Here is a 12,687-nt window from a genome sequence, read left to right as displayed (position 1 = left end):
CAATTTAAAATAACAAAAGGTATTGATTTACAATATTATCTCGATTCCTTTCAATACTTTAAGCGTTATTTTACCCACTTTTCTTGGAATTTTGTTAGATCATGATATTCCTGTGTTAATAAACGAGAAATTCGGATGAAAATAGGAATGAGTTCAACATATCGTTCTACGTTTTCAGGAATTGGAGTATGCACATGTGTTGAGCCGATCCATTCTGAAACAATGGAGAAATCTTCTATTTCTCCTAGTGCATACATCCCAAGAACAATTGCACCTAGGCAAGAGCTTTCAAAGCTTTCAGGGACGGAGACTTCTTGATTGAAAATATCAGCCATCATCTGACGCCACAGTTCGGAACGTGCGAAACCACCAGTTGCTTGAATTTTGTTTGGGATTCCAATGACTTCTTGTAGAGCGATAAAAACTGTATATAAGTTAAAAATAACACCCTCTAAAACGGCTCGAATCATATGTTCTTTTTTGTGATGTAAACCTAGACCAAAGAACGAACCACGGGCATCCGCATTCCATAATGGAGCACGTTCACCAGCTAAATATGGATGGAATAGTAATCCATCAGAACCAGGATTGACATTCGAAGCAATTTTCGTTAACACATCATATGGATCGATTCCTAATCGTTTTGCCGTCTCTACTTCTGAAGCTGCTAATTCATCACGTACCCATCTAAATGTCATACCACCATTATTTATTGGACCACCAACTACCCAATGCTTGTCTGTTAACACATAGCAGAAAATACGACCTTTAGGATCTGTTACTGGGTGATCTGTTACGGTTCGAATAGCACCACTTGTTCCAATTGTTACGGCAACAACTCCTGGGTCAATCGCGTTAACGCCGAGATTTGAAAGAACACCATCATTTGCACCTATAACAAATGGAATATGAGGTGGTATACCAATTTCCTCAGCAATATCTGTTTTCAAACCATTTAGATAGAAAGTGGTTGGCACCAAGTCGGATAATTGATCAGGTGTAATACCGGCCACTTTTAAAGCGTTTACATCCCAATCACGGTTTTCAAGATTGAACATACCAGTAGCAGAAGCAATTGAGTGATCAACAATATAACGATCAAAAAAGTCATGGAATATATATTCTTTCATACTTATAAATTTAAAAGTTTGGTTGAAAATTTCTGGCTTTTCATGACGTAACCAAGTAATTTTGCAAAGAGGTGACATAGGATGAATAGGTGTACCTGTACGTCTATAAATTTCATGTCCATCCATCTCATGCTTTATTTTTTCTGCCCATTCAGTTGCACGAGTATCAGCCCAAGTGATGCAGTTGGTTAATGGCTTGCCATTGATGTCTATTGCGATCACACTGTGCATAGCAGCACTAAATGACACGAGTTTTAAATTATTTATGTTGATGTTACTTTTTTGAATAGCTAACTGAATAGCTTCTTTTACAGCAGATAGAATTTCATTTGGATCTTGCTCAGCAACATTTGGGGTAGGACTATAGAGTGGATACCCTGCATGATGCATACTTATTACTTGGCCGTTGTTACCAAATAAGACGGCCTTCGTGCATGTAGTACCTATATCAACGCCTAGATAATAAGACATTTTAGACATTCGCGATGGATTCTCCTTTATATAAAAACATCATAAGTTATTAAAATGAATTTTTTTTCTTTCCATTTTATTATATCAGAAAAAATATTTCGTTTCGTTATTATTTTACTGGACTTATAGAGTTAAGAAAAGAAATAAGTTGAATATAAATGGATTTTTATCATATGATTTTATTCTGTGCCTTTTTGTCAAATAAACAACAATTAGGTTATTGGAAATACTTTCTTTAATCAGTCAAAAACGATTTTTTGACTTTGATTTGTTATAATATAGTTAAGATATAGGAACACAGGAGAGGTAATATAATGGCTTACACACCTATGATACAACAATATTTACAAGTAAAAGCAGACTATCAAGATGCTTTTTTATTTTTCCGTTTAGGAGATTTTTATGAAATGTTCTTTGATGATGCACTGAAAGCATCTCAAATTTTAGAAATTACATTAACTAGTAGAGATGCTGGTATGAAAGAACGTATTCCTATGTGTGGGGTACCACATCATTCAGCACAAAATTATATTGAAACACTTGTACAAAAAGGATATAAAGTAGCAATTTGTGAACAAACGGAAGATCCAAAATTAGCAAAAGGTGTCGTGAAACGTGAAGTCATTCAACTAATTACACCTGGAACAATTATGGAAGGTAAAGCAATTGACGGCAAATCAAATCATTTTATCGCAGCAAGTACAAAACTAAATGATTCTGAGTTTGCATTTAGCTACCTCGATTTATCGACAGGTGAATCTACCACTACATACGTGGAAGGTGATCACAAGGTATTAATTCAACAACTGCAAGCATTTGATATTCGTGAATTAGTAGTAAAAGATGATTTGTTTGCTGAATTACAAGAGTTAGCTGAAGCTTACTCCATTGTTCTATCACTTGAAAATAAGGGAATGACTGTAGAAACAAGCCTTCACTATTTGAAACAAGCACCAGAAGAATTGCATGAAGCTTGTCGTATCCTATTACATTATATTGAACGTACACAAATGCGCTCGTTATCACATATTCAACCATTTACTTTCCATGAAGTAAAAAACTATTTGAATATCGATACAAATTCCAAACGAAATTTAGAGTTAATTCAATCACTGCGTGGTGGGGATCAAAAAGGAACGTTGTTATGGCTACTTGATGAAACAGCGACTGCTATGGGTGGTCGTAAATTAAAACAATGGCTTCATCAACCTTTAGCAAGTCGAAAAGCGATTGAAAAACGATTAAGTATCGTTACGGATTTATTGGAAGATTATTTTGTTCGTGCAGAATTACAAGAGCTTTTAAAAAAAGTTTATGATCTAGAACGTTTAGCAGGTCGTGTGGCATTTGGTAGTGTAGGAGGTCGTGATCTTGCACAATTACGTGAATCATTAAGACAGGTACCTGCGATAAAAGATCAACTCATTAATTCAGGAAAAGGACATCTAGTACCTCTTGGGGAAACACTCGATTTATGCCGAGATGTCGAAATCTATTTAAGTACTGCTATTACAGACCATCCGCCAATTTCGATTAAAGAAGGGGATGTCATACGAGAAGGTTTTAATGAGAAATTAGATGAATTACGTTATGCTTCTCGAAACGGAAAAGACTGGATTGCTCAATTAGAGCAAAAAGAGCGTGAAATTACTGGTATAAAAAATTTAAAAATCGGTTATAATCGCGTATTTGGTTATTATATCGAAGTGACAAAATCGAATATTCAGTCGGTTGATCTTTCTCGTTATGAGCGAAAACAAACATTAGCGAATGCGGAACGATATATTACAGAAGAGTTAAAAGAAAAAGAAGCGATTATTCTTAATGCAGAAGAAGAAAGTTTAGTAATGGAATATCAACTATTCACTGAAATTCGTGAGTACTTAAAGCAGTTTATTCCTCGTCTCCAAGCATTGGCATCTGATATTAGTGAATTGGATGTCTTTACAAGCTTTGCAACTGTAACCGAAAAGTATCATTTTGTAAAACCTACATTCCATGAAGGTCGAGCATTGAAAATCATCAATGGCCGTCACCCAGTTGTTGAAAAAATGATGAATAAACAACTATATGTTCCAAATGATTGTATTTTAGATACAGACCAAAATATGATGCTTATAACAGGTCCTAATATGTCAGGTAAAAGTACTTATATGCGTCAGGTTGCTTTAATTACTGTGATGGCTCAAATGGGTTGTTATGTACCTGCAGATGAAGCAGAACTACCAATAACTGACCAAATTTTCACTCGTATTGGAGCAGCAGATGATTTAGCAGGTGGTCAAAGTACTTTTATGGTTGAAATGTTAGAATCTCAACATGCCATTACCAATGCTACGGCTAACAGCTTGTTATTATTTGATGAAATTGGTCGTGGAACATCTACTTATGATGGTATGGCATTGGCGCAATCTATGATGGAATACATCCATAACAAAATCGGAGCAAATACACTATTTTCTACACACTATCACGAATTAACAACATTAGAAAACGAATTAGAACGTCTTCAAAATGTTCATGTGTCAGCAACAGAACAAGATGGTAAAGTGGTGTTCTTGCATAAAGTAAAGAATGGACCAGCTGATAAAAGTTATGGTATTCATGTTGCAGAATTGGCAGAATTGCCAAAGCCAATCATTGAACGAGCACGTATATTACTTGCTGAGTTCGAAGCAACAGATGTAGAACCAACACTAAGACATAAAGAAGTAGCAGCTGCAGCCATGTCTGACGAAGAATTACCGCAACAAGTGAAAACAACTATACGAGAAGAGACACAACTTTCCCTTTTTGAAGAGGATGGTTCTGTTGTTAAAGAAGCATCAGTACCTAAATTGTCAGATGCTGAAAAAGAAGTATTAGAAAAATTAAAACATTTAAATGTATCCGGTACAACACCAATGGATGCATTGCAACTTGTCTATACATTGCAACAAACTTTAGTACAAAAATAGGGGGTGCCTAGGATGGGGCATATTCATATAATGGATGAATTTTTGTCCAATAAAATTGCAGCAGGTGAAGTAGTTGAGCGACCATCTTCTGTAGTTAAAGAATTAGTTGAAAATGCCATTGATGCAGGCAGTACCTCAATTGAAGTGGTATTAGAAGAAGCCGGAATGACCTCTATTCAAGTAATTGATAATGGATGTGGAATGGACGAAGATGATGCACTTATTTCATTTCAAAGACATGCCACAAGTAAAATTAATAACGAACATGATTTGTTTCGAATTCGAACACTCGGTTTCCGTGGAGAAGCATTAGCAAGTATTGCTTCTGTTTCGAAAGTAGATTTAATCACTTCAAATGGAGAAAGTGGAATCGAAGTTCATCTTGAAGGTGGACATGTGATCGATAAAAAACCGGGTTCTCTTCGAAAAGGAACAGATCTAACAGTTTCTCAGCTCTTTTTCAATACTCCTGCTCGTTTAAAATATATGAAAACAATTCAAACTGAACTGGGCCATACAATCGATTTGATGAATCGTTTAGCGCTCTGTTATCCCAATATAGCATTTAAATTAACTCACCATGATCATAATTTGTTGCAAACAAATGGTCGTGGGGATTTACGACAAGTACTAGCTGCTATTTATGGAGTTGCCAATGCAAAGAAAATGGTTCATTTTGAAGGCGAATCGAAAGATTATAAAATATCAGGGTATGCAACGATTCCAGAAATAACGAGAGCATCTAAAAGTTATATGTCAATTTTTGTGAATGGCCGATGGGTACGTCATTATACAATTCAAAAAGCAATCATTGATGCCTACCATACATTTCTGCCTATAGGAAGATTCCCAATATCTGTTATACACATAGAAGGCGATCCGTTTCTAACAGATGTTAATGTACATCCAGCTAAGCAGCAAATTCGATTAAGTAAAGAAGCGGATTTAATGCAATTAATTGAAGAATCTCTCCATAAAGCGATTCGAAATTCAATGAAGGCGCCTGAAATTGCTCAAAAAAGGAAAACGTCAACACCATCTTCAGAACAAATTAATTTTTGGAAAACGATTAATTATAATACAACCAATATGCCGCAATTTAATGAGAAACCGAAAACAGAAGAAAAAATAAGTACTTCTGATGTTTCTTTCCCTACGCTCAAAGAAAGCGTAGAAAACAAGGAACTAGCTAAAGGTTTTACGGTAGAAGAAAGTTGGGAAGAGATAAAAGATTCTCAAGGAATCAATAATCTTGCAACAAATCAAGAAGATATTTGGGATGAAGATGAAGAAGAACAGGTACAAAAAGAGATTATTCCAGATGAAACTCCAAAAGAACCATTTCCTGAACTTGAGATTGTGGGGCAAATTCATGGCACTTATATTGTTGCTCAAAGTGAAGATGGTTTTTATTTAATTGACCAGCATGCAGCACAAGAACGCATTAAATATGAATACTTTAAAGATAAGGTTGGCGAAGTAAATCCTGATGAACGCCAATCTCTATTACTGCCTTTAACTTTCCATTATTCTGCTGATGAAGCATTAACATTACGTGAAAATGCGAAAGCTTTAGAAGAAGTAGGGGTTTATCTTGAGGAATTTGGTCAAAACTCATTTGTAGTACGAGAACACCCAACTTGGTTTCCAAAAGATTTCGAATCTGAAATTATTGAAGAACTAATCGAACAAGTATTAAAAGAACGGAAAACAGATGTAAAAAAATTACGAGAAGCAGCTGCGATTATGATGAGCTGTAAACGTTCCATTAAAGCAAATCACTACTTAGATAAACAGCAAATGGAGAGATTATTACATGATTTAAAAACACGAGTAAATCCATTTACCTGTCCACATGGTCGACCAGTAATTGTTCACTTTAGAACATATGAAATTGAAAAAATGTTTAAACGTGTCATGTAATGAGTGAATTTTGGAGGAGGAGTCTTACATGTTTTCGGCTGCAAAAAGAAGTCAAGTTATTGACATATTAAATAACTATTCGTTTGATGTATTAGTTGTTGGTGGAGGAATCACCGGTGCTGGAATTGCGTTAGATGCTATTTCAAGAGGCTTGTCTGTTGCATTAGTGGAAGTGCAAGATTTTGCTGCAGGCACATCAAGCCGTTCCACGAAATTAGTACATGGTGGCTTACGTTATTTAAAGCAACTGCAAATTGATGTAGTAAAAGAAACGGGAAGAGAAAGAGAAATTGTTTATGAAAATGGTGTGCATGTAACAACACCGCAATGGATGTTACTGCCATTCTATAAAGAAGGTACATTTGGCCCGTTTACAACATCAATTGGTTTGAAAATGTACGATCGTTTAGCTCGTGTTAAAAAAGCAGAAAGACGAACGATGTTAAAAACAAAAGAAACGCTTGCGAAAGAACCATTATTGAAAAAAAACGGCCTTAAAGGCAGTGGATATTATGTTGAATACCGTACAGATGACGCACGTCTAACAATTGAAATTTTGAAAAAAGCCGTTGAACTTGGAGCAGTGTGTCTAAATTATGCGAAAGTAGAAGATTTTATTTACGAAGATAAAAAAGTTGTCGGTGCTATCGTACATGACCAAATTTCACAAAAAACTTGGACGATACAGGCCAATTCAGTAGTTAATGCTACTGGTCCATGGGTTGATCAGTTGCGCCAAAAAGATAAAATCAATAACAATAAGAAGCTAAAGTTAACAAAAGGTGCTCATATTGTATTTGATCAATCTCGATTCCCTTTACAACAATCCGTTTATTTTGATACAAGTGATGGACGTATGGTATTTGCAATTCCTCGGGATGGTAAAACATATGTAGGAACAACAGATACATTTTACGAAGATAACCCCATTAAACCTGTTGTTACAGATGAAGATGTTGAATACTTACTTGAAACAATTCAATATATGTTCCCTGATGTTGATATCTCTATGAAAGACGTAGAATCTTGTTGGGCAGGTGTAAGACCACTTATTTATGAAGAAGGAAAAAATCCTTCTGAAATTTCTAGAAAAGACGAGGTATGGGAATCTACTACTGGACTTTTGACAATTGCTGGTGGAAAACTAACTGGTTATCGCAAAATGGCCGAAAAAGTGGTCGATAAAATTGTTTCAAGAAAACAATTTAAAAAAGTTGGTCCTTGTGTTACAGCTGAACTATCATTATCAGGAGCAAAAGGAATTAATTCGCAGAATTTTGTTGCTTATGTACATTACAAAGCACAAGAAGGTACTCGTTATGGTTTAACTTATGACGAAGCCTATCATTTAGTTCGTACTTATGGTACAAATGTTGATCATCTCTTTGCTATTATTCACACATTAGACGTACAAGAAGGGGAACAACAGTTACCGGTAGATTTACATGCACAATTGATCTATGCAATGCAATATGAAATGGCTTATACACCTGCAGATTTCTTTGTCCGCCGTTCATCTAGAATGTTCTTTAATATCAATAGTGTAAAAAAGTATAAACAGCCTGTTATTCGATTAATGAGTAAATATTTACACTATTCACCAGGAGAAGAACAACAATATCGAAAAGAACTAGAAGAAATTTTATATGACGCATCACATTTTGCCGATGAGGGACTCCATGTATAAGGAACAAATAATGGTTACAGCAACAGACCAACATCAGCTTGTGGTTACTATATGTGAGCCAATACAATCAGCAAAGGGACATATTCATATACTTCATGGGATGGCAGAGCATCATGAACGATATGTTCCTTTCGCTGAATTTTTAACAAATGCAGGTTATTTTGTTTCAATGCATGATCATCGAGGGCATGGTAAAACGGTAAAACTAAATCAATCTATAAAAGGTTTCTTTAGTGAACAAACAGGTTTCGAAAAAGTCGTTGAAGATGTCAAAATTGTAACAGATACAGTACGAGATAGTAGGAACTTACCGCCTATGATTTTATTTGGTCACAGTATGGGCTCGTTTATTGCAAGAAGATACACGGAGTTACATAGTGAGCAACTGGATAAAGCAATATACTGTGGTACTGGAGCTGTTGGTATTGAACATTTTTTGGGTGCTTTTCTTGCAAAATGTTTAACAAATGTAAAAGGGAAAACGAAAGAAAGCCATATTATGGATAAGCTTACGTTTGGCAATTTTAATCGTACCATTCAAAATCCAGAAACGAAATTTGACTGGTTATGTTCAAATAGTGTAGAAGTAGCAAAATATATAGCAGATGAAGACTGTGGCTTTATCTCTACAAATCAATTTTATGTAGATTTTTTGCAAGGTATTATTACATTATCCAAACGTCATGAGGTAAATCGTATTAGGAAGAATTTACCGATATTATTTATTAGTGGTGCTGAAGATCCAGTTGGTGGTTTTACCAAAGGGATATGGCGTGCTGCAAAGCAAATGCAAAAATGTGGTTTACATGATGTTACTGTACAACTTTTTGAAGGAATGCGTCATGAAGTTTTAAACGAAACCAATAAAGAGAAAGTGTTTCAAACGATATTACAATGGTTGGAGAAAAAAGAATGTTACAACAAGAATTAGATGTTATTGCAATAGTTGGACCAACTGCTGTTGGTAAAACTGCGCTTAGTATCGAACTAGCAAAGGCGATCAATGGTGAAATAATTAATGGGGATTCGATGCAAGTATATAAAGAGTTAAACATTGGAACAGCGAAAATAACACCAGAAGAAATGGAAGGAATTCCTCATCATTTACTAGATATTAAAGAACCATCAGAATCATTTTCTGTTGCAGAATATCAAAAACTAGTACGTGATAAAATTGATGAAATTCAAGCAAAAGGAAAGATTCCTATAATCGTTGGGGGAACTGGACTTTATATTCAAGCAGTATTATTTGATTTTCGCTTTACAGAAGAGAAGATTGAGCATACTATTCGTGATGCCTATTACAAAGAATTGGAAAAGGTCGGTCCCGAAGCAATGTATGCAAAATTAAAAGCAGTTGACCCGAAAACAGCTGCAACGATTCATCCTAATAACACAAGACGGGTAATTCGTGCATTAGAGATGGCGGAGCATAGCAAGATTCAAAAATCAGATGAAGAACAGCATTTAGGTGATCGGCCACTCTATAAACATAGAATAATTGGATTAAATATGAACCGAGACCTCTTATATTCTCGAATTAATCAACGAGTAGACTTGATGATGGAAAAAGGGTTATTAGAGGAAGTAAAAGATCTCTACAATAGAGGTATTCGAGATGTTCAATCGATTAAAGCAATCGGCTATAAAGAACTCTATGCATATTTAGAGGGAAATGTTTCATTAGACGAAGCAATCGCTCAATTAAAACAAAATTCACGTCGTTATGCGAAAAGACAACTTACTTATTTTAGAAATAAGATGGATATTGATTGGTATGATGCAGAATTGGGTACAATAAAAATAATTGATAATATTTTACAAAAATAAAGGAAATTCACTACAAAAAGCGAATATACAATACTAATACAGAGGTTAAGGGGGATCTTCATGAAATCAATGAATTTACAAGATACGTATTTAAATCAACTACGTAAAAACGGTATTTTTGTTACCGTCTTCTTATTAAATGGTTTTCAGTTAAAAGGGACAATTCGTTCATACGATAATTTTACTGTATTACTTGAAGTCGATGGTAAACAGCATTTTATTTACAAACATGCGATATCAACATTCTCTCCATCAAAATCTGTAGAACTACAACAAGAAGTTGAGTAATTCGCTAAAGTATTTTTCGTGTGTTTAGTTATTTTTGAAGGAGAGGCCATTTTATAACTAGATTGGTTATAAAATGGCTTTTTGTTATTTCGTCAAAAAAGTAGCTCAATTACTAATATCCATATATACTAATGGTAGATTGAAAATGGAGGAATTATATTATGAAAACAATTACCCCTGAAGAAGTACTAGCAAAATTTGATGCAAACGAAGAATTACATATCGTTGATGTACGCGAAGATGAAGAAGTTGCCAATGGTATTATTCCTGGTGCAATTCACATTCCCTTAGGTCAAATCCCTGAACGATTAACTGAATTAGATCAAAACACACCGTATATATTTGTATGCCATGCTGGAGGTCGTAGCTTTAGTGCATGTTCTTATTTAGATGGATTAGGCTATGATGTAACAAATATGGAAGGTGGCATGAGCTCTTGGGAAGGGGAATTAGAATTCTAGTTCTAATTCAACATACTGATTAGATGACGATCACTACTTTAGTGAATCGTCATTTATTGTTTTTAGAGAAAATTAATACATAAAAATTGGCCCATAACCGTAACTTGGGGTTGGCTTGCCTTGCCTCTGCCAGTGTGATTTTGGAGGATACTGAAAAAGTAAAAAAGCTAGATTTCCATGATAAAAATGGGTATTGCCATCTACCTTAATATTGCTCCAGGGTGTCGTCTGGATACTAATCCTCTAGGAGTCACACTGGCTCCGCTCCAGTCAATTTACACTACATGATAAATAGCACTCCCGACTTTTAGTTGTCCTGAAAATAGGTAAAAATGATTAAATATGCAAGAATAGTTTAAAGTTATCAAATAACCGCGAATAGTTGACGAATAAGAAAGAATTGATAAGATTGAATAGGACTTAATTTAGAAATGGAGTCGATAGTAATGGCATATATGTCCAATTTAACGGAAGAAATATTAGCTTTAGCAAAAAAAATTGAGGGAAAAGTGAAACCCTATTTTGAAAAGGCAGATGATATGGCTTTTTACAATCAACAAAAAGTACTGTCTGCTTTTCGGAATAATAGTGTAAGTGAAAGCGACTTTTATCCTTCTACCGGATATGGCTATGATGACGAAGGTCGTGATAATTTAGAACGTATATATGCCGAAACATTTGGTGCAGAAGCAGCAATTGTACGTCCGCAAATTATTTCTGGTACACATGCAATTACGCTGAGTCTTTTTGGTGTTTTGCGCCCAGGGGACGAATTAATCTATATCACAGGTCAACCATACGATACATTACAGTCAATTGTAGACGGTGGTGACAAAGATACAGGTTCACTGAAAGACTTCAATATTAGCTACCAACATGTTGATTTAATAGATGACCGAGATGTTGACTGGGATACTGTAAAAAAAGTAGTTTCAGACAAAACGAAAGTGATTGCTATCCAACGTTCAAAGGGATATGCAACAAGACCTTCATTTACAATAGAACAAATTGCTGAAATGATTAAAAAAATTCGTGCAATTAAAGAAGATGCAATTATTTTTGTGGATAATTGCTATGGCGAATTTGTAGATGCAGTTGAGCCAACAGAACTAGGTGCAGATTTAATGGCAGGTTCATTAATCAAAAATCCTGGTGGTGGCCTTGCAAAAGTAGGGGGCTATATTGCAGGAAAAGCCAAATATGTTGAACAATGTGCATATCGTATGACATCTCCTGGTATTGGTGCAGAGGCTGGTCCATCTTTGAATGCTCTTCCAGATATGTATCAAGGGTTTTTCTTAGCGCCTCATGTTGTGGCACAAGCATTAAAAGGTGCGATCTTCACAGCGGCGATTTTGGAGGAAATCGGAATGACACCTACGCCGCGCTATGACGTTAAGCGTACGGACTTAATTCAATCAGTATCTTTTAAAACAGCTGAACAAATGATTCAATTCTGTCAATCTATTCAAGCGAATTCACCTGTCAATGCACATTTTGCTCCAGAGCCAGCCCCAATGCCTGGATACGAAGATGATGTAATCATGGCTGCCGGTACATTTGTACAAGGTGCAAGTATTGAGTTATCTGCTGATGGGCCTATTCGACCACCGTATACAGCTTATGTACAAGGTGGTTTAACATATGAACATGTGAAGTATGCAATATTAAATGCTGTTCAAAACTTACAGAAATAATGAACTGAATCGGTAAAATAACCTATTGATCAAGATAGCCTTTGTCGTATGATGTAACAGCTTAGGCTATCTTTAATTATTATATGAAAACTTAAATGATTTTTTTGATTTGAAATTTTTTGTTATTTTAGATATGCGGATTATTCTAGAAACATCATTAAAAGCTCGTAAACTCAGTGTTAACGAGCTTTTTTAATAGTTTAAAAATATATGTTAGAAATTATAACATGATATTGACAACAA

The 12,687-nt window shown here is 35.2% G+C and carries 9 protein-coding genes; 8 read left to right on the top strand and 1 reads right to left on the bottom strand.

Annotated features, from left to right (window positions below):
* Positions 1–65: 65 nt before the first annotated feature.
* A complete protein-coding gene (gene gntK / locus CEF14_RS09300) occupies positions 66–1,610 on the bottom strand; it encodes a gluconokinase (protein WP_245890135.1) in 1,545 nt (514 codons plus the stop codon).
* A 302-nt stretch (positions 1,611–1,912) separates the two neighbouring features.
* Here gntK and mutS point away from each other — a divergent pair, with 302 nt between their 5' ends.
* The 8 genes from mutS (at position 1,913) to CEF14_RS09260 (ending at position 12,444) form a co-directional block, all read left to right on the top strand.
* Positions 1,913–4,558 carry a DNA mismatch repair protein MutS gene (gene mutS / locus CEF14_RS09295; protein WP_102692588.1) on the top strand — a complete coding sequence of 882 codons (2,646 nt, stop codon included), beginning with the start codon at positions 1,913–1,915 and terminating at the stop codon, positions 4,556–4,558.
* Positions 4,559–4,570: 12 nt separating this feature from the next.
* A complete protein-coding gene (gene mutL, locus CEF14_RS09290) occupies positions 4,571–6,481 on the top strand; it encodes a DNA mismatch repair endonuclease MutL (protein ID WP_102692587.1) in 1,911 nt (636 codons plus the stop codon).
* A gap of 28 nt (positions 6,482–6,509) precedes the next feature.
* Positions 6,510–8,168, top strand: coding sequence for a glycerol-3-phosphate dehydrogenase/oxidase (locus CEF14_RS09285; protein WP_102692586.1), 1,659 nt, complete (start codon positions 6,510–6,512; stop codon positions 8,166–8,168).
* The gene (locus CEF14_RS09280; RefSeq protein WP_245890133.1) at positions 8,161–9,099 is read left to right on the top strand and encodes an alpha/beta fold hydrolase; all 939 of its coding nucleotides are present in this window, start codon (positions 8,161–8,163) and stop codon (positions 9,097–9,099) included. Before CEF14_RS09285 ends, CEF14_RS09280 begins: the two co-directional genes overlap by 8 nt.
* On the top strand, positions 9,081–9,998 hold the full coding sequence (miaA, locus tag CEF14_RS09275; protein WP_102692585.1) for a tRNA (adenosine(37)-N6)-dimethylallyltransferase MiaA: 918 nt from the start codon (positions 9,081–9,083) through the stop codon (positions 9,996–9,998). Before CEF14_RS09280 ends, miaA begins: the two co-directional genes overlap by 19 nt.
* Positions 9,999–10,058: 60 nt before the next feature.
* Entirely contained in the window at positions 10,059–10,286 is a 228-nt protein-coding gene (gene hfq, locus CEF14_RS09270; RefSeq protein ID WP_102692584.1) for an RNA chaperone Hfq, read from the top strand.
* Positions 10,287–10,447: 161 nt separating this feature from the next.
* Entirely contained in the window at positions 10,448–10,747 is a 300-nt protein-coding gene (locus tag CEF14_RS09265) for a rhodanese-like domain-containing protein (RefSeq protein ID WP_102692583.1), read from the top strand.
* Between the two features lie 446 nt (positions 10,748–11,193).
* A complete protein-coding gene (locus CEF14_RS09260) occupies positions 11,194–12,444 on the top strand; it encodes a methionine gamma-lyase family protein (RefSeq protein ID WP_102692582.1) in 1,251 nt (416 codons plus the stop codon).
* Positions 12,445–12,687: the final 243 nt, after the last annotated feature.

It is taken from the genome of Rummeliibacillus pycnus (assembly GCF_002884495.1).
GTDB lineage: Bacteria > Bacillota > Bacilli > Bacillales_A > Planococcaceae > Rummeliibacillus > Rummeliibacillus pycnus.
This window is presented reverse-complemented; position numbering and strand designations above follow the sequence as displayed.